Annotated in this window: 17 protein-coding genes and 3 tRNA genes; 13 read left to right on the forward strand and 7 right to left on the reverse strand. The window is 53.5% G+C overall.

Annotation, left to right across the window (positions count from 1 at the left end; genetic code table 11):
* Positions 1–17 precede the first annotated feature (17 nt).
* From eno to mutS, 3 genes are all read right to left on the reverse strand, one after another.
* Positions 18–1,313 (reverse strand): phosphopyruvate hydratase, encoded by a 1,296-nt coding sequence (gene eno / locus J0A66_RS17585; RefSeq protein ID WP_206575162.1) that lies wholly within the window; start codon positions 1,311–1,313, stop codon positions 18–20.
* A gap of 86 nt (positions 1,314–1,399) precedes the next feature.
* Positions 1,400–3,031 carry a CTP synthase gene (gene pyrG, locus J0A66_RS17590; RefSeq protein WP_206575163.1) on the reverse strand — a complete coding sequence of 544 codons (1,632 nt, stop codon included), beginning with the start codon at positions 3,029–3,031 and terminating at the stop codon, positions 1,400–1,402.
* Positions 3,032–3,261: 230 nt separating this feature from the next.
* Positions 3,262–5,865 (reverse strand): DNA mismatch repair protein MutS, encoded by a 2,604-nt coding sequence (gene mutS, locus J0A66_RS17595; protein ID WP_439098880.1) that lies wholly within the window; start codon positions 5,863–5,865, stop codon positions 3,262–3,264.
* A gap of 42 nt (positions 5,866–5,907) precedes the next feature.
* Between mutS and J0A66_RS17600 the strand changes: the two genes are divergently transcribed.
* Positions 5,908–6,393, forward strand: coding sequence for a CinA family protein (locus J0A66_RS17600; protein ID WP_206575237.1), 486 nt, complete (start codon positions 5,908–5,910; stop codon positions 6,391–6,393).
* Between the two features lie 158 nt (positions 6,394–6,551).
* On the forward strand, positions 6,552–7,583 hold the full coding sequence (gene recA / locus J0A66_RS17605; protein ID WP_206575165.1) for a recombinase RecA: 1,032 nt from the start codon (positions 6,552–6,554) through the stop codon (positions 7,581–7,583).
* Between the two features lie 124 nt (positions 7,584–7,707).
* Here the strand turns inward: recA and J0A66_RS17610 are convergent, their stop codons facing one another.
* On the reverse strand, positions 7,708–8,451 hold the full coding sequence (locus J0A66_RS17610) for a transporter substrate-binding domain-containing protein (RefSeq protein WP_206575166.1): 744 nt from the start codon (positions 8,449–8,451) through the stop codon (positions 7,708–7,710).
* 19 nt (positions 8,452–8,470) lie between these two features.
* On the reverse strand, positions 8,471–9,265 hold the full coding sequence (locus tag J0A66_RS17615) for a nucleoside-binding protein (RefSeq protein ID WP_206575167.1): 795 nt from the start codon (positions 9,263–9,265) through the stop codon (positions 8,471–8,473).
* A 234-nt stretch (positions 9,266–9,499) separates the two neighbouring features.
* Between J0A66_RS17615 and metA the strand changes: the two genes are divergently transcribed.
* The 4 genes from metA to J0A66_RS17635 all read left to right on the forward strand — a co-directional run bounded on the left by metA (position 9,500) and on the right by J0A66_RS17635 (position 15,280).
* Complete coding sequence (gene metA / locus J0A66_RS17620) at positions 9,500–10,417, forward strand: homoserine O-acetyltransferase MetA (RefSeq protein ID WP_206575168.1); 918 nt, start codon at positions 9,500–9,502, stop codon at positions 10,415–10,417.
* A gap of 26 nt (positions 10,418–10,443) precedes the next feature.
* Positions 10,444–14,112 carry a methionine synthase gene (gene metH / locus J0A66_RS17625; protein ID WP_206575169.1) on the forward strand — a complete coding sequence of 1,223 codons (3,669 nt, stop codon included), beginning with the start codon at positions 10,444–10,446 and terminating at the stop codon, positions 14,110–14,112.
* A gap of 93 nt (positions 14,113–14,205) precedes the next feature.
* Positions 14,206–14,697 (forward strand): WbuC family cupin fold metalloprotein, encoded by a 492-nt coding sequence (locus J0A66_RS17630; RefSeq protein ID WP_206575170.1) that lies wholly within the window; start codon positions 14,206–14,208, stop codon positions 14,695–14,697.
* Positions 14,690–15,280: a DUF938 domain-containing protein gene (locus J0A66_RS17635; RefSeq protein ID WP_206575171.1), complete on the forward strand. Its 591-nt coding sequence runs from the start codon at positions 14,690–14,692 to the stop codon at positions 15,278–15,280. Before J0A66_RS17630 ends, J0A66_RS17635 begins: the two co-directional genes overlap by 8 nt.
* Positions 15,281–15,322: 42 nt before the next feature.
* On the opposite strand, the gene J0A66_RS17640 is transcribed toward J0A66_RS17635, so the two are convergent.
* Together J0A66_RS17640 and J0A66_RS17645 are read right to left on the reverse strand one after the other, a co-directional pair.
* On the reverse strand, positions 15,323–16,141 hold the full coding sequence (locus tag J0A66_RS17640) for a substrate-binding periplasmic protein (protein WP_206575172.1): 819 nt from the start codon (positions 16,139–16,141) through the stop codon (positions 15,323–15,325).
* A 55-nt stretch (positions 16,142–16,196) separates the two neighbouring features.
* Positions 16,197–17,339, reverse strand: coding sequence for a GNAT family N-acetyltransferase (locus J0A66_RS17645; RefSeq protein WP_206575173.1), 1,143 nt, complete (start codon positions 17,337–17,339; stop codon positions 16,197–16,199).
* 47 nt (positions 17,340–17,386) lie between these two features.
* Here J0A66_RS17645 and J0A66_RS17650 point away from each other — a divergent pair, with 47 nt between their 5' ends.
* The 7 genes from J0A66_RS17650 (at position 17,387) to J0A66_RS17680 (ending at position 22,932) form a co-directional block, all read left to right on the forward strand.
* On the forward strand, positions 17,387–17,842 hold the full coding sequence (locus J0A66_RS17650; protein WP_206575174.1) for a regulatory protein RecX: 456 nt from the start codon (positions 17,387–17,389) through the stop codon (positions 17,840–17,842).
* Between the two features lie 204 nt (positions 17,843–18,046).
* Complete coding sequence (gene alaS, locus J0A66_RS17655; protein WP_206575175.1) at positions 18,047–20,644, forward strand: alanine--tRNA ligase; 2,598 nt, start codon at positions 18,047–18,049, stop codon at positions 20,642–20,644.
* A gap of 140 nt (positions 20,645–20,784) precedes the next feature.
* Positions 20,785–20,994: a carbon storage regulator CsrA gene (csrA, locus tag J0A66_RS17660; protein ID WP_206575176.1), complete on the forward strand. Its 210-nt coding sequence runs from the start codon at positions 20,785–20,787 to the stop codon at positions 20,992–20,994.
* 224 nt (positions 20,995–21,218) lie between these two features.
* Positions 21,219–21,308 (forward strand) — tRNA-Ser (locus J0A66_RS17665).
* Positions 21,309–21,338: 30 nt separating this feature from the next.
* Positions 21,339–21,415: transfer RNA gene (locus tag J0A66_RS17670), tRNA-Arg, on the forward strand.
* A 606-nt stretch (positions 21,416–22,021) separates the two neighbouring features.
* Positions 22,022–22,098 (forward strand) — tRNA-Arg (locus J0A66_RS17675).
* A gap of 588 nt (positions 22,099–22,686) precedes the next feature.
* Positions 22,687–22,932: an OadG family transporter subunit gene (locus J0A66_RS17680; protein WP_206575177.1), complete on the forward strand. Its 246-nt coding sequence runs from the start codon at positions 22,687–22,689 to the stop codon at positions 22,930–22,932.
* The last annotated feature ends 4 nt before the right edge of the window (positions 22,933–22,936 follow it).

Genomic DNA, 22,936 nt, shown 5'->3' on the forward strand with positions numbered 1-22,936 from the left:
GTCTCCCCCTCTCAACACTAGGCCTGGCCCTTGATTTCTTTACGGCCGCCATAGGTGGCTTTATCGCCCAGTTGCTCTTCGATGCGCAGCAATTGGTTATATTTGGCCACGCGATCAGAGCGACACAAAGAGCCGGTTTTTATCTGACCGGCTGCGGTGCCCACCGCCAGATCGGCGATGGTGGCGTCCTCGGTCTCGCCACTGCGATGAGAAATAACCGCCGTGTAACCGGCTTCTTTGGCCATGCGAATGGCTTCCAGGGTTTCGGTCAGGGAGCCAATCTGATTGAATTTGATCAGGATAGAGTTGGCAATCCCGTTGTCGATGCCCCTTTTCAGGATTTTGGTATTGGTGACAAACAGATCGTCGCCGACCAGTTGCACCTTGTCGCCCAGCTTCCTGGTCAGGCTGGCCCAACCGTCCCAGTCGCTCTCATCCAGACCATCCTCGATGGAAACGATGGGGTATTTTTCTGTCAGCGTGGACAGATAGTCGCCAAAGCCTTCGGAGTTGAATACCTTGTCTTCACCGGTCAGATGATACTGGTTGTCGCGGTAGAACTCGGAGGCGGCACAGTCCAGCGCCAGGGTGATGTCCTTGCCAAGCGTATAACCGGCCGCAGAGACGGCTTCGGCAATCACCGACAGGGCTTCTTCGTTGGATTTAAGGTTGGGGGCAAAGCCTCCCTCATCACCTACTGCAGTGTTCAGCCCCTTGGAGGCCAGCACTTTTTTCAACTGATGGAAGATTTCTGCGCCCATGCGCAACGCTTCGCGAAAGCTGGGTGCGCCGACCGGCTGCACCATAAATTCCTGGATGTCCACGTTGTTGTCGGCATGCTCGCCACCATTGATAATATTCATCATGGGCACCGGCATACTGTACACACCGGAGGTGCCGTTCAGATCGGCGATATGCTGATAAAGGGGAATACCTTTGTCCATGGCGGCCGCCTTGGCGTTAGCCAGCGACACGGCGAGGATGGCGTTGGCACCCAGCTTTTCTTTGTTCTCGGTGCCGTCCAGGTCGATCATGATCTTGTCAATTTTCTGCTGATCCTGACTGTCTTGTCCCAACAGCGCAGACTGGATGTTGTTGTTGACCGCATCCACGGCCTTCAGCACGCCTTTGCCAAGATAGCGTGACTTGTCATGGTCACGCAGCTCGAGGGCTTCCCGTGAGCCGGTGCTGGCCCCGGAAGGAGCGCAGGCCCGTCCCCAGGCGCCGTTTTCCAGATAGACTTCTGCTTCTACTGTGGGATTACCGCGGGAGTCCATCACCTCGCGGCCGATGATCTTGCTGATTTTTGACATTGTTGCCTCTGAAATGGATTGGCCCATCTGCCTGCCCTTTCAGAACAGGCGCCGGGCATATTCTTGTTAAGACGCCGGGGCGCCGATCAATTGTTTTTCTTATGATATTGCCCCGCGGCAGCTACAAAACCCTCAAACAGAGGATGGCCGTCGCGTGGTGTAGAGTTAAATTCCGGGTGGAACTGACCGGCCACAAACCAAGGGTGATCTTCAATTTCCACAATCTCCACCAGACGTTTGTCGGTGGACAACCCGGTTACCTTCAGGCCAGCTTTTTCAATCTGTGGCCGCAGGTTGTTGTTCACTTCATAGCGATGCCGGTGGCGCTCGTAAATGGTTTCGCTGCCGTACATATCATAGACCTTGGTGCCTTTGATCAAGTGGCATAGCTGACTGCCCAGACGCATGGTGCCACCCAGATCGGAGCTCTCGCTGCGGGTTTCCAGGCTACCGTCGCTATCCAGCCACTCGGTAATCAGACCCACTACAGGATAAGGGCTGGCCGGGTCGAACTCGGTACTGTTGGCGTTCTGCATGCCCACTACGTTTCTGGCATACTCGATCACTGCCACCTGCATGCCAAGACAGATGCCCAGGTAAGGAATTTTGTTTTCCCTGGCGTGCTGCACCGCCATGATTTTGCCCTCAATACCACGCTCACCGAATCCGCCTGGCACCAGAATGGCATCCAGACCCTCCAACAGACCGGTGCCCTTACTTTCGATATCCTGGGAATCGATATACTGGATGTTGACCGTCAGACGATTCTTCAGACCTGCGTGCTTGAGGGCTTCGTTGACTGATTTGTAAGCATCTGGCAGGGCAACGTATTTGCCCACCATGCCGATGGTAACTTCGCCGTTAGGGTTAGACTCCGCATACAACACCTGTTCCCACTCGGACAGGTCCGCCTCCGGACATTCCAGACCGAAGCGTTTGACCACCAGTTCATCCAGCCCCTGGGATTTGAGCATGGCGGGAATACGATAAATACTGTCCACATCACGCAGTGAGATAACTGCCTTGTCATTGACATTGGTGAACAGAGCAATCTTGGCTCGCTCATTGGACGGCAGTGGCACTTCGGAGCGGCATACCAGAATATCCGGCTGGATCCCCACCGAACGCAGTTCCTTGACGGAATGTTGGGTAGGTTTGGTCTTGGTTTCACCCGAGGCGGCCATGTAAGGCACCAGGGTCAGGTGCATATACAGGGCGCGTTCACGGCCAATTTCGGTGCCCAACTGACGAATCGCTTCGATAAACGGCTGGGATTCGATATCGCCTACCGTACCGCCAATCTCGACGATGGCCACATCGACACCTTCGGCTCCTTCGACAACCCGGCGCTTAATCTCATTGGTAATATGGGGGATCACCTGGATGGTGGCGCCCAGATAGTCGCCGCGCCGCTCACGCTTGATGACTTCTTCGTACACCCGGCCGGTGGTGAAGTTGTTGCGGCTGGTCATACGGGTGCGGATAAAACGCTCATAGTGACCCAGATCCAGGTCCGTCTCGGCGCCGTCGTCTGTGACAAACACTTCACCGTGCTGGATGGGGCTCATGGTGCCGGGATCCACGTTGATATAGGGATCCAGCTTCAGCATGGTCACTTTCAGGCCCCGGGCCTCGAGAATGGCAGCCAGTGAAGCAGCCGCAATACCTTTACCCAGTGATGAAACCACACCACCCGTCACGAAAATATAGTTTGTCATGCGAAACCTAAGACTTGGGAGTTAATCGGGAATCCAATCCAGCATGCAGAAACCGGCAGTGCTGACCCTGGCGTCAGTCATTGAGTTTAGCAGTTGGGATTCTTCTTCAGGACGGGAAAATAGTATACTGAAGATGCCCTTATCACTCAATGAATTATCGTCACAAACCGAGGGACAGGCAGCGAATCACCGGGATGCTAATTTGCTTGTCACTTGTCACTTGTCACTTGTCACTTGTCACTCAGCTTCTTCAACTCATACAGCTTGTCCAGCGCCTGTCTGGGGGTCAGTTCATCCGGATTGACCGCTTTGAGCGCTTTGCTCAGTGGATTGTCCAACTCGGCAAAGTCCATCTGAATAGGTATGGGTCTGGCTTGCATATGGGCTTTGGCGCCTCCTTCGCTTCGCTCCAGTTCCTGTAGTTTGTGCCTGGCAGCGTGGATCACACTTCTGGGCACGCCGGCCAGTTGCGCTACCTGCAGGCCGTAACTTCTGTTTGCTGCCCCTTCCTGGACCGCGTGCATAAAGCTGATGCCTTCGTCATGTTCCACCGCATCCAGATGCACGTTAGCCAGTTGCGGCATGTTGTCGGCCAATTGGGTCAGTTCAAAGTAGTGAGTGGCAAACAGGGTAAAGGCGCCAATCTGTTCGGCCAGATAACAGGCAGTGGCCCAGGCCAGCGACAAGCCATCATAAGTGCTGGTGCCGCGGCCTATCTCGTCCATCAGCACCAGACTGCTGGCGGTTGCATTGTTGAGAATATTGGCCGTTTCGGTCATTTCCACCATAAAAGTGGAGCGTCCGGACGCCAGATCATCCGAGGCGCCGATACGGGTAAATATTCTGTCCACCGGACCAATGCGGGCGTTTTCTGCCGGGACGTAGCTGCCGATATGCGCCATCAATACAATTAACGCTGTCTGGCGCATATAGGTGGATTTCCCACCCATATTAGGCCCGGTGATGATCAGCATGCGACGGTGATTGTCCAGCGCCAGTGGGTTGGCGATAAAAGGCTCATCCATTACCTGCTCTACCACCGGATGACGCCCCCGGTCATACTGAACACCAGGCTGTCCGGTAAAAACCGGTCGCTGATAATCCAGACTCAGTGCCCGCTCCGCCAGGTTGCTCAGCACGTCCAACTCGGCCAGGGCAGCACCGCTCACCTGGAGCTCGAACAACTGCGGCAACAACTGGTCAAACAAGGCGTCATAGAGTTGTTTTTCCAGAGTCAGAGCGCGGCTCTGGCTGGTCAGCACCTTGTCTTCATATTCCTTGAGTTCAGGGATAATGTAACGTTCGTTGTTTTTCAGGGTTTGTCTGCGAACATACTCGGCTGGTACCAGATCTGCGTAGCCCCGGCTGACTTCGATGTAATAACCATGGACCCTGTTAAATCCCACCTTCAGGGTTGGGATGTCGGTGCGTGCTTTTTCCCGCGCTTCCAGTTTTTCCAGATAATCTGTGGCACCTTTTGACAGGGCGCGCAGTTCATCCAGTTCCGCATTGAAACCCGGGGCAATGACACCACCGTCGCGGATCAGCACAGGAGGGCTCTCGACGATAGCCCGTTCCAACAGCTCCAACTGGTCGGGAAAAGTATTGATCTGTCTAGCCAGGCTATCCAGGGGAGCACTGGTTAAACTGGCCAAAAAACTGCCAATGGACGGCAACTGGCCAAATGCCTGACGCAAACGGGCAAAATCCCTGGGCCTGGCACTGCGCAGGGCCAATCGTCCCAATACCCGCTCGATATCACCCACCAGCTTCAGATAGCCGTGCAGCTCCTGCAGATCCGCATCCATCAGTGCGGCAATACTGTCTTGTCGCTCATTTAGCTGCTTGCTGTCGGTGAGGGGACGGTGCAACCATCTTTGCAGCAGCCGGCTGCCCATAGCGGTGCTGGTTTTATCCAGTACCGAGGCCAGGGTGTTTTCAAAGCCACCGGCCAGGTTCTGAGTGAGCTCCAGATTGCGCCTCGTGGCGGCATCCATCTGCACCGTATCGGTCTGGGTTTCCATGCGGATGGAGCGGATATGGGGCAGGGCAGCGCGCTGGGTATCCTTGACGTACTGAATGACACAACCTGCGGCGCACAGACCCAACAAGGCCTTTTCCACGCCAAAACCGCTCAGTTCACGGGTGCCGAACTGCTGGTTCAATTGGTTGGTGGCCGTGTGCAGATCGAACTCCCACTGAGGACGACGGCGCAGGCCTTTGCGCTGTTCGATTAGATGGAAGGAGGCCATGCCCTCTGCATACAAAAGCTCCGCGGGCTGGCTGCGTTGTATCTCGGCCAGCAGGGCTTCCTCGCCGGGCAACTCGCACAGGCTGAAGCGTCCACTGGACAGCTCCAGGGTGGCATAGCCAAAACCCTCTGCTCCCTGCCAGACGGCCGCCAGCAGATTATCCCGCCGGTCATCTAGCAGGGCTTCGTCTGTGATGGTGCCCGGGGTGACGATGCGTGTAACCTTGCGTTCCACCGGCCCCTTGCTGGTGGCAGGATCGCCAATCTGTTCACAGATAGCCACCGACTGGCCCATCCTGACCAATCTGGCCAGGTAGCCTTCTACCGCATGATAGGGCACACCGGCCATGGGAATGGGATCGCCGCCGGATTTGCCCCGTGCCGTCAGTGAGATATCCAGCAGTTGCGCTGCCCGCTTGGCATCCTCGTAAAAGAGCTCGTAGAAGTCCCCCATCCTATAAAAAAGCAAAATGCCGGGATGTTCGGACTTGATGCGCAGATACTGCTGCATCATGGGCGTGTGCTGGGCTATATTCTGCTCATTAAAGAGGCCGGCTTGCATGGCTAAATTATCAGAAGGCATAATGGCGCTATTCTAGTCGTTATAAGGGATATACATATGACAATGGCAGATTCGAGTCTGAGCCTGGCTCAGCAACTGGGCGAAGCCCTGAAAAGCAAGGGCTGGAAAATGACCTGCGCCGAATCCTGCACTGGAGGGGGCATAGGATACGCCATTACCAGCATATCTGGAAGTTCAGGCTGGTTTGAACGCGGCTATATAACCTACTCCAATGAGGCCAAAACCGAAGTGTTGGAGGTGGATCCACAAACCTTGATTGTATACGGAGCCGTCTCCGAACAGGCTGTGGAGCAGATGGCGAGCGGTGCGCTTAAGGCTGCCAGAGCGGACCTGGCCGTGGCGGTGAGTGGTATAGCCGGCCCCGAAGGGGGCAGTCCGGAGAAACCGGTGGGCACAGTATGGTTTGGCATTGCCAGTGCAAACAAGGTGATTAGTCTGCATCAGCGATTCACGGGTGACCGGTTGGAGATTCGTCAGCAGGCCATCGATCATGCCCTCGAACAGGCCCTGGTACTGGCGCGTTCCTGAAAACTTTTGGGACAGTCTCTCCGGATGACAAAAAAGCTGACAGACTCTCCTTGTCCGGCGATAAAAAATCTTTTCGACCCCACTTGTAACTGTATGGTTATACAGTATACTTCTCCCATATCAGACTACTGCTAAACGGCTCAGTTAAGGAGCGAATAATGGAAGACAACAAAGCCAAGGCCCTGTCCGCCGCCCTGGGACAAATAGAAAAACAGTTTGGCAAGGGGGCCATCATGCGTCTGGGCGACAATCAGGCCATGGACATTGAAGCTATTTCCACCGGTTCCCTGGGGGTCGATGTAGCCCTGGGTATTGGTGGCTTACCTTGTGGCCGTGTGGTGGAAATTTACGGACCGGAATCTTCCGGTAAAACCACCCTTACCCTGCAGGTTATTGCCCAGGCTCAGCGTATGGGCAAGACCTGTGCGTTTGTGGACGCCGAGCATGCGTTGGATCCGGTTTATGCGGAAAAGCTGGGTGTCAATGTGGAAGAGTTGCTGGTTTCCCAGCCTGATACCGGTGAACAAGCCCTGGAAATTTGTGACATGCTGGTACGTTCCGGTGCTGTCGATGTGGTGGTGGTGGACTCTGTTGCTGCCCTGACCCCCAGGGCCGAGATTGAAGGCGAGATGGGGGACTCCCATGTGGGGCTGCAGGCCAGACTGATGTCCCAGGCCCTGCGTAAGCTGACCGGCAATATCAAGCGTTCCAATACCCTGTGTATCTTTATCAACCAGATTCGGATGAAAATCGGTGTCATGTTCGGCAACCCCGAGACCACAACCGGGGGTAACGCCCTGAAGTTTTACGCCTCGGTTCGTCTGGATATCCGTCGCATCGGTGCGGTCAAGGAAGGCGACGAAGTGGTGGGCAGTGAAACCCGCGTCAAGGTGGTCAAGAATAAGGTCGCGCCACCGTTCAAGCAGGCCGAGTTCAACATCATGTATGGGGAAGGTATCAGCAAGGAAGGCGAACTGATCGACATGGGCGTGCTGCATAAGTTTGTCGAAAAGGCTGGCGCCTGGTACAGCTACAACGGCGAGCGTATTGGCCAGGGCAAAGCCAACGTGGTCAAATACCTCAAGGAAAAGCCGGAAATGGCCGACGCCATCGAAAAGCAGTTGCGTGATAAGTTGCTGCTGAAAAAAACCGTTAAGGCTGAAGAGGGCGCCTCTGCCGAAGTGTTGTAATGTCAATAACAACAAGGCCCCGTAACGGGGCCTTGTTGTTGCAGGGGACGGTGTCAGGGCTGCTATCACATCGTTGCACAGACTGACCACGTGCAGAGGCTGCTTTCTGGTGCTGAGAAAAGCGTTACTCCACCATTAACCCGTATTCCGCTTTCATCTTTTCAATCAGTTCGTGCTCATCAGTTAAGAATGCGTTGAATTGCTCAATGATTTGCGGGTGCTTGATGGTTGAAAGATGATAGTTATCTTTGGCGTAGGGCAAGCTGTCATCAAATACCAGGGCACTGGCCTGATTCAGTTCGGCCTCCAACTGATAGCGGGCCACGTCGATATTCAGGTAGGAGCCATCAACCCGTCCGTTTACCGCCATTTTCAGCAACTGAACGAACTCTGAGGTTTCCTGCATGCGGATTTTACCGGCTTTGATTTGGTCCATGTAGGTCCAGGGACTGAAGCCGCGAATGGTGCCCAGCACTTTTAGCTGGCTCTCTCCCGTCCCCTTGTTTTGTGGCAATACCATGACCCCATCAATAAAAGCTACCACAGGCTCGCTGTAAAACAGATTTTTGCCGGCTTTCATATCAGCCTGCCAGTTCTTGTTGTCGGGGTATTTAAAATCGAACTGCTCTTTGTTTAAATAATCATGAAACAGCCGGGTAACAGGCCTGGCTTGGTAAATAAAGACATGTCCATGCTTTTCGGCAAAGGCATCCAGAACGGCTCGCGCAAAACCCTTATATTCGCCCCCTTCAATGGTGTAATGAGGGTAGTAATTCAGATCTTCCACTCCAACGCTAAACTCTTCTGCAGTCGCCGCTGTGCAAATAAGTAACAGCAGCAGACCTGGTAACGATTTGAGGTATGTCATCTCATGCTCTCCACAAATTTTACAGACGGGCTACAACCAGCAGTTGAAGCGCCACTTCATCGGTATTCGCATCGCCCAGCTTGTTTTGCCAATATTGCAGTTCCACACCCAGAAACAGGCTGCCTTTGCTGTCAAACAAGGCCTTACCCATATCCCAGCGAAACTGTGGCTGAGCCAGGATCCAATCTGATACCTCTGTGCCGAATTCGCTGGTTCTTTCGCCTATATATTCCATATGCCCTTCGACGGAGAAGTCCTGATCGCCGATTGAAAATGGGTAGGCCCAGTTAACATCCAGCATCCAACTGTTGTCTTCGGTGGGTGCCCCCCCTCTGGCTACCCCTTTGCTGTCATCCAGGTAGGCAGTGATATCGGTATTGAGAAAGGCAAACCCCGGCAGATCCCAGGAGAGTCGAATACCGGGCAGGTACTTGGTGACACTGGCATCGGCGGCCCAGTTAAAGCCCATCAGGATGCCAACATCCTTGATTGACCCGGCCCCAACATTCGCCCCGCTGATTTTGCCGAGGCTGAAATTGCTGTACCACTCGCCATACCAGTCCTGGTCATTAAAACCGTCCACCTTGTCATCATCCAGATGGTCGATAAAAAAGAAATTGTCGCCATACTTCCAGCCGCTGGCGTGTTGGAAGGTAATGATATTGGTGCTGGCATCCCCTCCACCAACAAATCCGGGCGCATCCAATGTCCCCTTTTGATAATGAAGCTCTGTTGTGCTCCACTGGGCAGCACTGACATGAAGCCCGAGTGACATATTCAGCAGGCTCAATGTTAGCAAGGTGGTGTGTTTCATCGGTTATACCTCTGGATACTCTTTCCCAAGTATAGGAAGTGATTGGAAAAATTCTCAATTGTCTGTGGTGACGACAAAAGTGTTACTTTCAGTGTCGTCACTTTTCCTGTCCATGGCGATCTGTCTTTTATAGACGTCTAGACGTAAAGAGGTTGACATTTCCAGACGTCTTGGCAAGATCGCTACCTGGCCCTGGTGGGCCAACCCAACGCTAATCTTCCCAGGAGAGATGCCATGCCCATTCGAATTCCCAATGATTTGCCGGCCCAGGAAGTCCTGAGCGAGGAGAATATCTTCGTGATGGGCATGGACAGGGCGGCACATCAGGATATTCGTCCCCTTGAAGTGGGCATTCTCAATCTGATGCCGAACAAGATAGAGACCGAGGTGCAGTTGCTGCGGCTGTTGTCCAACACCCCATTGCAAATCAATGTGGACCTGATCCGTATCGACCATGAGGCACCGAAGAATACGCCAAAGGCGCATATGGATGCCTTCTATCATCGTTTCGACGATGTGGCCGGCAAGAAATATGATGGCCTGATTGTTACCGGTGCGCCGCTGGCCATGCTTGACTATGAGGATGTCAAGTACTGGGACAAGATGCAGATGGTCATGGACTGGGCCAGGCGTCATGTTCAGTCGACACTGTTTCTCTGTTGGGCCGCCCATGCCGCGCTGTATCATTATTTTTCTATCAACAGGGTATTGCGTCAGGAAAAGCTCTCCGGTGTGTTCACTCACCGGGTTAATCTGGAGCATGACGAATTGCTCAGGGGATTCGATCCCCTGTTCAATGCTCCCCATTCCCGTTTCGGCGAGGTACCGCTGGAAGATTATGCCGCCTGCACCGAACTGGAAGTACTGGCCAGTTCCGATGAGGCCGGAGTCTATTTGGCCGCCTCCAGAGACAAGCGCCTGGTGTTTGTCACCGGTCATCCGGAATATGATCCGGACACCCTGTCTCAGGAATACTGGCGCGATCTGGCGGCGGGGCTGAACCCGGATGTGCCACAAAACTATTTCCCCGGGGATGATCCAGACCTGAATCCTTTGGTAACCTGGCGTTCCCATGGCAGTCTGTTGTTCACCAACTGGCTGAATTACTATGTGTATCAGACGACGCCTTACAACCTGTCAGATATCGCCTGACCCACAACCGCCACGAGGAAGGACTTTTGAGTCAAAGCAGTATTGAAGAGGCCCTGAAAAAACGCATCCTGATCCTGGATGGCGCTATGGGCACCATGATCCAGCGATGCAAGCTGGAAGAAGCCGACTACCGGGGTGAGCGTTTTGCTGACTGGCACAGCGACATCAAGGGAAACAATGACCTGCTGGTATTGACCCAGCCAGAGATAATCCTCGACATCCATGAGCAGTATCTTGCTGCTGGCGCTGATATTCTGGAAACCAATACCTTTAACGCAACTTCCATCGCCATGGCCGATTACGATATGCAGGCCCTGGTGCGTGAAATTAATATCGAGGCCGCCAGGCTGGCCCGCCAGGCAGCGGACAAATTCAGTACTCCGGACAAGCCCCGCTATGTGGCAGGAGTGTTGGGACCGACCAACCGAACCGCATCTATTTCCCCGGATGTAAACGACCCGGGCAAGCGGAATGTCAGTTTCGACGAACTGGTGACAGCCTATGAGGAAGCCACCGATGGGCTGATGGAGGGCGGTGCGGATCTGATCCTGATTGAAACCATTTTCGATACTCTCAACGCCAAGGCAGCCGCCTTTGCGGTGGAGAATGTATTCGATAAGCGCAATGAACGCCTGCCGGTGATGATCTCCGGCACGATAACCGATGCATCAGGCCGTACCCTGTCTGGCCAGACGGCCGAGGCCTTTTTCTATGCACTTGACCATATTAAACCCATTTCATTCGGACTGAACTGTGCCCTGGGACCAGACCTGCTGCGCCAGTACGTAAAGGAGATCAGCGATATTGCCCCCTGTGCGGTATCGGCACATCCCAATGCGGGCCTGCCCAACGAGTTTGGCGAGTACGATATGGATGGGGATGAAATGGCTGTACACATCCGCGAATGGGCGCAGTCCGGGCTGCTAAACATTGTCGGCGGCTGTTGTGGCACCACACCCGAACATATCCGTGCCATCGCCACCGCGGTGAAGGATATGGCCCCCAGAAAGCCTGTTACGCCACAGGTCAGCATGCGGCTCTGCGGCCTGGAGCCTTTTGTTCATTCAGGAGGAACAGAAAAGGCCAGCAGTAGTTTTGTCAACGTGGGCGAGCGCACCAACGTGACCGGCTCCGCCCGCTTCAAGCGGCTAATCCTCGATGGTGACTACGAAACAGCCCTGGATGTGGCGCGTCAGCAGGTGGAAAACGGTGCACAAATCATAGATATCAACATGGATGAAGCCATGTTGGACTCACAGGCTGCGATGGTGCGCTTCCTTAATTTGATCGCCTCTGAGCCGGATATATCCCGTGTGCCCATAATGATCGACTCGTCGAAATGGACGGTGATTGAAGCGGGCCTCAAATGTGTGCAGGGCAAGGCCATTGTCAACAGCATCAGTCTCAAGGAAGGAGAGGACCAGTTTCTGCAGCAGGCCAGACTGATAAAGCGGTATGGTGCTGCGGCAGTGGTGATGGCATTTGATGAAGTGGGTCAGGCCGACACCGAAGATCGTAAGTTCGAGATTTGCCAGCGAAGCTACAAATTGCTGACGGAAAAAATCGGCTTTGCTCCAGAAGACATTATCTTCGACCCGAATATCTTTGCCGTGGCCACCGGAATTGAAGAGCACAACAATTATGCGGTGGACTTTATCAATGCTACCCGGCGTATCAAACAGCATCTTCCCCATGCCCATGTGTCCGGAGGCCTGTCCAATGTGTCCTTCTCATTTCGTGGCAATGAGCCGGTGCGTGAAGCCATGCATTCGGTGTTTCTCTATCACGCTATTCGCGCCGGTATGGATATGGCCATCGTCAACGCCGGCCAGTTGGGAGTCTATGACGATATTCCAGCCGAGCTTCGCGATGCGGTGGAGGATGTGATCTTAAATCGCACAGAAGATGGCACTGATCGCCTGCTGGAACTGGCGCCCAAATATAAGGGTGACGGCAAGGCCATTGAGAAAGAGACCCAGGAGTGGCGGAGCTGGCCGGTCACCAAACGCCTCGAACATTCCCTGGTCAAGGGCATTACCGATTTTATTGAAGAAGACACCGAAGCCGCCCGCCAGGAGGCCGACAAACCCCTGCACGTCATAGAAGGACCGTTGATGGACGGCATGAACGTGGTGGGGGATTTGTTCGGTGAAGGCAAGATGTTCCTGCCACAAGTGGTCAAGTCCGCCAGGGTGATGAAGAAGGCGGTGGCCTACCTACAGCCTTATATTGAGCAGGAAAAATCCGCCGGTTCCAGTAACGGCAAGATACTGTTGGCCACAGTCAAAGGGGATGTGCACGATATCGGCAAGAACATCGTCGCAGTGGTGCTGCAATGCAACAATTTTGAGGTTATTGACCTTGGTGTCATGGTGCCCTGTGAGAAAATACTGCAGACCGCCCGTGAGCTACAGGTGGATATGATTGGTCTGTCCGGTCTCATTACGCCGTCTTTGGATGAAATGGTCCATGTGGCCAAGGAAATGCAACGCCAGGGCTTTGAGTTGCCCCTTCTGATTGGCGGGGCAACCACGTCCAAGGCCCATACTGCGGTCAAGATCGAGCAAAATTACCATGGTCCTGTGGTATATGTACCTAATGCCTCCAGGGCAGTTGGGGTTTGTCAGAAACTTATTTCCCAGACCCACAGAGTGGCGTTTATTGAGCAGCTTGACCGGGAATATGACACGGTCCGCGAGCAACATGCCCGCAAGCAACCCCGCAGCAAGCCGGTGACCCTGGAGCAGGCCCGCGCCAATGCTTTTGTGGCAGAGTTTGGTGACTACCGACCTGTTAAACCCAGGCAACCCGGAGTCCATAAGGTTGAGGCAGATATTGCCACATTGCGCCAGTACATAGACTGGACGCCGTTCTTCCTGACCTGGTCACTGGCCGGCAAGTATCCACGTATTTTCGATGATGAGGTGGTGGGGGAAGAGGCAAAAAGCCTGTTCGCCGATGCCAATGCCATGCTGGATAGCTTTGAGCGCACCGGTGGGCTAAGGGCTAAAGGTGTAGTGGGGCTGTTTGCAGCAAACCGGGTCGGTGATGACGTGGAGATCTATGCCGACGACAGTCGTGAGGTTGTACTGGCCGGCACCTGCCATCTGCGTCAACAGACCGAAAAGCCTCAGTTTGCCAACTATTGCCTGGCTGACTTTATCGCCAGCAAAGAATCAGGCATAGGCGACTATATGGGGGCCTTTGCGGTAACCGCCGGCATCGGCGAGGAACAGCTGGCACAGGCCTACAAAGATGCCGGGGATGATTACAATGCCATCATGGTCAAAGCCGTGGCTGACCGGCTGGCCGAAGCCTTTGCCGAGTACCTGCATGAAAAGGTACGTAAGGAAATCTGGGCCTATGCCCCGGATGAGAACCTGAGTAATGCCGAACTGATTCGGGAAAAGTACCAGGGCATAAGGCCGGCGCCGGGCTATGCAGCCTGTCCTGAGCATACCGAAAAGCAGAAGATCTGGGACTTATTGGAAGTTGAAGCCAATACGGGCATGCAACTGACCGAAAGCTATGCCATGTGGCCCGGTGCCTCAGTGTCTGGCTGGTATTTCGCCCATCCTCAGGCCAGATACTTTGCCGTGGCCCAGATCCAGGCCGATCAGGTGCAAGACTATGCCAGACGTAAAGGCTGGGATCTCAGTACCGCCGAGAAGTGGCTGGCGCCGAACCTCGGTTGATAGCTCTGCTGGAGCAGTGTTCAGAAAGGGAGCTATGCTCCCTTTTTCATTTGATATGATGGTTGTAACGACTTCGTGAGAGTGGAACAAGCGATGGCAATAACCCTTTTCGATCAGCAATTATTCACAGGACTTCTGCAGGGAGCAGCGCAGAGTACCCGTCGGCGTACCAATAAAAACCTGCATGCCAACCTTAATGATCCGGTACAACGGCTGTTTATCACCCTGATGCCGGACTCTTATGTCAGGCCTCACCGACACAGCCAATTGGAAAAGTGGGAATGCTTCGTCATGATTCAGGGACAGCTGTCCTTTTTGATTTTTGACCAGAATGGCAAGTTAACGGCTCGCCACGAACTTAGTGCACAGGGTCCTTTGCGGGGCCTGGAAATCCCGCCTGATACCTGGCACGCAGTGGTGCCGGGTGAAGAGCCCGCCATATTTTTTGAGGTCAAACAGGGACCTTACCAGGTGACCACTGATAAGGATTTTGCTGACTGGGCACCGGCAGAAGGGGAAACCGCAGTACCAGCTTTTCTCGCCAGGCTCAAGGGGCTGAATACCGGGGAGCAAGCCCATGGATAAGCCTTTCAGTCAGGCCTGTGAGAATAATAAAGGGCCCATTCTCGAATTCCTGAAGGTTCGCCTATCCAGTCACAGGCACCTGCTGGAAATCGGCTCAGGCACGGGGCAGCACGCGGTTTTTATGGCACCGCAATTGCCTGACCTCATCTGGCAGTGCAGTGATATGCCTGGTAATCACCAAGGGATTAACGCCTGGATAGAGGAGTATCCTGCCACTAACTTAAAACGTCCGCTGTCCTTTACCATCGGCCAGGATCCCTGGCCGGCCGGTGACTTTGATGCGGTTTTCACTGCCAATACCACACATATCATGCAGGTAGAGGAAGCCCGTCTGATGCTGCAAATGGTGGCCGACAACCTGCCGCTGGGCGGGGTATTCTGCCAGTATGGTCCCTTTAATATCGATGGCCAGTATACCAGTGACAGTAACCAGGTCTTTGATCAGCACCTTAAAGCTCAGGGCTGTGGTGGTATTCGGGACATTCAGGAATTGAAGGACTGGCTGGAAGAAACGGATCTTATTTTTATGCAGCGGGTGCAGATGCCGGCCAACAACCAGTTACTGGTTTGGCAGAAAGGTTAAGGCAGACAGGTCTGTTCTGCGCCCCTTGGATCTAGCAGGGTCTTACTGGACTGTAAGTTCAAATTCAACCAGGGACGCCAGCCACAATTGATAGTAATGGTCAGGAACGTTTTGCTGGCGATAGAGTTCGGCGATCTTACCTTCCCTGTTTAACTGCCCGACTTGTTTCAACAGGTTCTGGCAAAAATGCAAAAAGTCAGGGTTGTCTCTCAGTCCCATCAGATGCATGGCTGTGGTCAGCTCCGGTATCGGGGTGGCTTCCAGACACTCGGTGGTTTTTCCAGCGGTCAACCTTGAACAGTGGTAAGCAAGTTGTGAACGGGGATAGGCGATAAAATCCAGCCGGCCACCTTGTAGCATGCCAAACAACTGGCCGGTATCGACTGTGGTGTAGAGCCGCTCGAAACCGGCTGATTTTAGTAGGGCATGCTGTACTGAGCCCTGGATGGTGCCTACCAGGGCTGTAGCTTTGTCAATCTGTTGCCAATGATTCCTGGCATGGTTGGCAAAGCTGTAAAGATTGGTATGGGTAATGGCCAAAGGAGGGCTGAATACTGCCCATTTTCGACGAGACTCTGTGGCGATGGCGGCAAACACAGCATCGACCTTGCTTTGTTTCAATTGTGTGATTGCCCAGGCCCAGGGCAGCTCCACCAGTGTGATTTCCACAGCCATTCGCTGACTGGCCATTTCCACTACTTTCCAGCCCAGAGTGTAATCTTGAGGAACACTCAGCTTGTCGTCATGATTATCACGGATTGCCAGGATAAAATCTTTTGCCGCCAGGGTCGGACTTAACAGCATAAACAGCAACCCCAACAGGATAACCACAAGCAGCATTCTGAGATGGTGATGACGCATGGGAATACCGGATGGCTGCAATCTCTACACTATAGCAGCCAAACGCTATACCTGTTTAAGCCGACCTGAAGGGTAACAGGCTCTGTGCGGCTCGTTTGTACTGCGCCAGATGCAGCTTCTCCTGTTGCAGGAAATGCCCGACGGCCTGGTGAAAGTCGGCGTGGGCCAGCCAGTGCAGGCTGTAACAATCCGTGGGTTCGAAGCCCCGTTGGATTTTATGCTCTCCCTGGGTCCCCGGATTGAAACAGTGCAGACTTTGCTCGATGCAAAACTCTATGCCCTGGTAGTAGCAGACTTCAAAATGCAGACAGTCGATTTCTTCCAGTCCGCCCCAGTAACGGCCATACAGATGGTGCTGGTCAAACAGCATCAGGGCAGAGGCGATGAACCTGCCCCTTCTGAAGGCCTGGACCAGGAGCAACTGGTCGCTGAGTTGTTCACGCAGGGACTGGAAAAAAGCCTGGTTCAGATAGCCGTTATGACCGGAGCGTTTCAGATAAGTATGCTGATAGCAGTGATAAAATGTGGCGATATCTTCGGCACTGATGTCTGCGCCGGTCAGCCGGCGGCATTCGATCCCCTCTCGTTGAAGACGGCTGCGTTCCTTTTTAAGGTTTTTGCGTTTTCGTGAACTGAAGGTGGCGGTAAAGTCATCGAAGCTTTGGTAGTTGTGATTGAACCAGTGGAACTGTACCGATTGTCTCTGCATCCATCCATCTGCCAACAGGTATTTACTGGCCTGCTTATCGTCAAATAAAATATGCAAGGAGGAATAGCCCTGTTGACGTGACAGGTGTTTTAAAGCTAGCTGAACCTCTGGCCATATCAGACTTTCCTGATAATCCTGGCTGAGCAGCAGCCGGGGGCCGGGGACCGGTGTAAAGGGGACTGCGGCAACCAGCTTGGGGTAATAGGTCAGGCCATGTCGGGTATAGGCTTCGGCCCAGGCAAAATCAAACACATATTCCCCATAGCTGTGACTCTTGACGTACAGGGGCATCAGACCGATCAGCTTCTGCTGATCCTTGACCAATAGATGCCGCGGGCGCCAGCCGGTCCCGGGCCCCACAGAGGCAGACTCTTCAAGGCTCAGCAGAAAACCCGGCTGCAGGAAGGGGCCGGCATGACGGGCCAGGTCTGTCCAGGCGTTTGGATCGATATGTATCGCACTGTCGACAAATTGCAGGCTGGGCTTCATGCTTTGATATTAATAAATGGCAAAATTCAGCTTCAGGTGCGATCACTATGACAGACTCGGATCGTAAGATCATCCGCGAGACCCTGGCCTCCTTACTGGCAAGACGTGAGCACAGTCAGGCTGAGCTGATGCAGAAACTTGTCGCAAAGGGATTGGACGGGACGCTTTGTCAGGAACTGATCCAGGAATATGCACAGCGGGACTGGCAATCAGATCGTCGTTTTGCCGAGGGTTTTGTGCGTCAGCGCATCGCCAAAGGCCAGGGGGAGGTGAGAATCCGTGCGGAGCTGCGTCAGCGCAAGATCTGTGATGGGCAAATCCAGCAGGCGTTGCAGGCGGTCCCGGTGGATTGGTACGAACTTGCCCGCGGACTTTATCAGAAGAAGTACACCCAGCCGGCCAGGGACTGGAAAGAGCAACAAAAACGCGCCAGATACCTGCAATACAAGGGCTTCACCTCTGAGCAGATCCGCTATGCCTGTGACTGGGAGTCAGGGGAATGACGAATTTTTACAGGTTTGGCAGGCTCTTGTGCATGAAGCCCGCAAAACAGTGAAATTTTTACATAAAAGCCCCTGTTTTACTGCTGCAATGCACCTGACAGTCGCAGAGTTTTCATGCTATTGTCCCTGTCCAGCGACAGGTATGAACTATTCATCAATGCGGCCTGTGTTTGTCTTCAACCACGCATTTTCCCGGGATGTTAAATGACTATTAGCACTGCTGAAATTAGAAGCACATTTTTGGACTACTTTGCACGTCATGGCCATCAAAAGGTCTCCAGCAGCTCGTTGGTGCCGGCCGACGACCCGACACTGCTGTTTACCAATGCAGGCATGAACCAGTTTAAGGATGTGTTCCTGGGGGCAGAAAAGCGTGCCTACAGCAGGGCGGTGTCTTCCCAGCGTTGCGTGCGTGCCGGGGGCAAACACAATGATCTGGAAAATGTCGGCTATACGGCTCGTCACCATACCTTTTTTGAAATGCTGGGCAATTTCAGCTTCGGTGATTACTTTAAAAAAGAAGCCATTGCTTTTGCCTGGGACTTCCTCACAAAAGAATTGAAGCTGCCCAAGGAAAAACTGCTGGTCACCGTCTATGCAGAAGATGACGAAGCATTCGATATCTGGGAAAAAGACATCGGGGTGCCGAAAGACAAAATTATCCGTATCGGTACCTCCGACAACTTCTGGTCCATGGGTGATACTGGCCCTTGTGGTCCCTGTTCGGAGATCTTCTATGACCATGGAGAGCACATCTGGGGCGGCCCGCCGGGATCACCTGAAGAGGATGGCGATCGTTTTATCGAAATCTGGAACCTGGTCTTCATGCAGTTCAATCGTCAGGCCGATGGCAGCATGGAGCGTCTGCCCAAGCCATCCATTGATACAGGGATGGGATTGGAACGTATCTCGGCGATTTTGCAGCATGTGCACAGCAACTATGAGATAGACCTGTTCCAGGCGCTAATCAAGGCGGCTGCAAGGGTGACCGGCGCCAGTGACCTTGAAGACAAGTCCCTACGGGTCATTGCCGACCATATCCGGTCATGCAGCTTTTTAATTGCGGATGGGGTGTTACCCTCCAATGAAGGACGCGGCTATGTTTTGCGCCGCATCATTCGCCGGGCCGTACGCCATGGATATAAGCTGGGTGCCAAGAATGTATTCTTCTATCAGTTGGTCGCCGCCCTTGTCGGGCAGATGGGCCAGGCTTATCCTGAACTTAAAGAACAGCAGGCCAATATTGAACGGGTGCTGAAGGTCGAAGAAGAACAGTTTGCCCGTACCCTGGATCGCGGCATGCAGATTCTCGGAGATGCCCTCAAGGAACTGAAGGGTGACACTGTTCCCGGCGAACTGGTGTTCAAACTCTATGATACCTATGGTTTCCCCGCGGATCTGACCAATGATGTGGCCCGTGAGAAGGGCTACAAGATCGACGAAGCAGGTTTTGAAGCCGCCATGGCAGAGCAGCGTAAACGCGCTCAGGCCGCCAGCAATTTCGGTGCCGATTACAACACCCAACTCACAAGCATGGCCAGCTCGGATTTTACCGGCTATGAAGCAGAAGCCGGTCATGCCAGGGTGCTTGAGTTGTTCAATCTGGACAAGGCTGTCGATGAGCTCTCGACCGGCGAGCAGGGAATGGTGGTGCTGGATAACACGCCTTTCTATGCCGAGTCCGGTGGTCAGGTAGGAGATACCGGCGTGCTGAGACTCCTCAACGGTGTATTTCGTGTCACCGACACTGTGAAGATTGGGGATGCTATTGCCCACAAAGGGGTTGCTGAAACCGGCATCAGAGTAGGGGATACAGTCGATGCACAGATTGATGCGCAGCGTCGTCAGGCAATTAAACTCAATCACAGTGCGACCCATTTGCTCCATGCAGCCTTGAAGAAAATTCTGGGGCCTCATGTGAACCAGAAAGGTTCACTGGTCGACCCGGAACGCCTGCGTTTCGATTTTTCCCATTTTGAAGCGGTCAGCAAAGAGCAGGTCAGGCAACTGGAAGCGCTGGTTAACCAGCAGATCCGTGAGAATCATTCACTGGGTACCCAACTGATGGAACTGGACGCCGCCAAGGCTGCCGGTGCCCAGGCCTTGTTTGGGGAGAAATACGACGAGCAGGTCCGGGTGGTATCCATGGGGGAATTTTCCATGGAGCTTTGTGGCGGAACCCATGTGGAACGCACCGGCGATATCGGCCTGTTTCGTATCACCAGCGAGGGGGGGATTGCCTCCGGTGTGCGACGCATTGAGGCTGTAACGGGGGAAGCGGCGCTGACTTACACTCAACAGCAAAGTCAGCAGTTGATGGCCCTGGCGGGCATGCTGAAATCTGATGTGCAGACCCTGCCGGATCGTATGACACAACTGCTGGACCAATCAAAAGCCCTGGAAAAAGAGCTGCAGCAGCTCAAGCAGAAACTGGCCAGTCAGGCCGGATCCGATCTGCTCTCACAAGCGTATGAAGTGAAGGGCGTCAAGGTTTTGTCCTCTAAGCTCGAAGGTATCGAAGCCAAGTCCCTGCGGGATCTGATGGACAGTCTGAAGAACAAGCTGGGCTCCGGCATCCTGCTGCTGGGAGTGGCTGAGAGTGACAAAGTCAGCCTGATTGCAGGGGTGACAAAGGATTTGACCGGCAAAGTCAAAGCCGGGGAACTGGTCAACTATGTTGCCCAGCAGGTGGGCGGCAAAGGCGGTGGTCGTCCTGATATGGCGCAGGCGGGCGGCACACAACCGGAAAAACTGGATGAAGCGCTGGCGTCTGTGTCGACATGGCTACAGGATAAGCTATAATCCGGCGCTAATCCGAGGTCAGTTTCTGAGGTGACAACAGGAACAGGGAATGGCTGCTACGGAATTCTTTGGTGAAATCAGAGGATTACGCTAGGTTTATGGTAGGGAACTGATTGGACTAACGGAACAGGAGCAAGCGAATGCTTATATTGACCCGTCGTGTGGGAGAGACCCTGATGATAGGTGACGAAGTGACCGTCACCGTTTTGGGTGTCAAAGGAAATCAGGTGCGGATTGGTGTGAACGCGCCAAAAGAAGTGTCCGTGCATCGTGAAGAAATCTATATGCGTATACAGGCTGAGAAGAACTCTCAATACCCTGGTCAGGACGCTGACGACGACAACGCGTAAGGATAGAAGGCTGGGTAACCGGCCTTTTTTATAGCAAATCACGCCCTCATAATTACTCAGTTAACTTCGGTTTAAAATGGCGTTCCCGGCGCGATTAGTGATAAAAATCTGCATTAGCCGGTGAAATTCCAGCCAATTGTCTGAATACTCATCAGACGTACAGTAGAGACCTAAAAAAGGTTTGACTTCGCCCACTGAATCATTAAACTTCCGCCCCACATTGAGGAGAGATGGCCGAGTGGCTGAAGGCGCGCCCCTGCTAAGGGCGTATAGGTTAACCCCTATCGAGGGTTCGAATCCCTCTCTCTCCGCCATTTCCCTGAAATGGCAAGATATTGAAGTATGCGTGTGTAGCTCAGTTGGATAGAGTACCTGGCTACGAACCAGGCGGTCGGAGGTTCGAATCCTTCCACACGCGCCATATAAAAGAAAAAGGCCCCAGCTCGAAAGAGCTGGGGCCTTTTTCTTTTATGGCTTGTCGTGGGATGGGGGGCGAACCTCCTTAGGTTCGACAAAAATGCCAGGAGCATTTTTGAACATCGTTGCTTTCCAGGCGATGGCCCGCAGGGCGCTGGGCAGGGTGAAAACGGATTGAGAAACAGCCAACGGTTTTGCTGTTTCCCGTTTGAACGACCCGAGCTCTGCGAGGGGCTGGACCGCCCAGCGTAATCCTTCCACCCCCAGTAAGGATTTCCCAGCCTGCCCCCCCATGGGCTGTCGTTCAGCCGGGCGGTGCTGAGCCCCTACAAAAACCGGCTTCACCCTACCACCCCGCACTACCGGCTAAGCACCAAGCTCAAAAGATCAAACTTTTCCCCTCGCGTCTTTGCGGATTCTGCGGAATAATCCAATCAGTAACTTTTGTGAAAAAGAGTTAGATAGCCAACTCTTTATGACCTGACTCTCAATATTAGCCGTCCTGAACTACGCTTCAGTTAAGCCAAAATGCAGGTTGATTTTACCCGCCATCCGTGTAAAATGCGCCCTCGCTTCAGGGGAGAACCCTTGATAACCGATTTGAAAGTACGCGTGTGTAGCTCAGTTGGATAGAGTACCTGGCTACGAACCAGGCGGTCGGAGGTTCGAATCCTTCCACACGCGCCATATAAAAGAAAAAGGCCCCGCTCGACAGAGCGGGGCCTTTTTCTTTTATATCGATGCGCGGGGACGGGGTAATAACCTCCGCAGGTTCGACTAACTCGTCAGGAACGAAGTAATTCGCAACCTCCTTGTCGCTCACCTGCTGCGCAGGCCAGCTAAAGCTGTTCTGATTTGCTCCGGGCAAATCTTGGTGGAACATCGCCGCTTTTTTAGGCGATGGCCCGCAGGGCGCAGGGCAGGGTGAAAACGGAACAAGAAACAGCCAACAGTTTTGCTGTTTCCCGTTTGAACGACCCGAGCTCTGCGAGGGGCTGGACAGCCCAGCGTAATCCTTCAACGCCTTAGCAGCGCCTTGCTTCAAGTTAACCATTCGATCCCGGAGTGTATTGATCTTGCCTTATACGACGATGCTAGACGAGACTTGTCTTCCCAAAACCCACATCGTATTGGGTAAATAGGTCGATTCGCCTAAATATCCGTTTTAAACGAATAATTAGTAATTTCATATGGCTTTTTAGGCGGAGGGTCCAGTTGTCTTTTACAGATCAGCATGTTACTTATCTGGGCACCTGAAACTATAGTCAAGCTGATATGGATCCCAACGTCACGTCATTATTACAGGATGCCGCATTGCTGCTGTTGGTGGGAATGGTGGTGGTCTTTGCCTTTCTCAGCCTATTGATTGGTGTAGTTAACCTTATCAGTTGGATTTGTGGCAGATTGCCCGAGCCAGTCCAGCCGGTCCATGAGCTGAAGCGACTTTCTCCCAGTGTCGGGCCGTCCCCGGCCGTCGTCGCAGCCATTACTGCTGCCGTACACAAATATCGTCAAGAATAACAGG

This window comes from Bowmanella dokdonensis, assembly GCF_017254865.1.
Classification (GTDB): Bacteria; Pseudomonadota; Gammaproteobacteria; order Enterobacterales; family Alteromonadaceae; genus Bowmanella; species Bowmanella dokdonensis.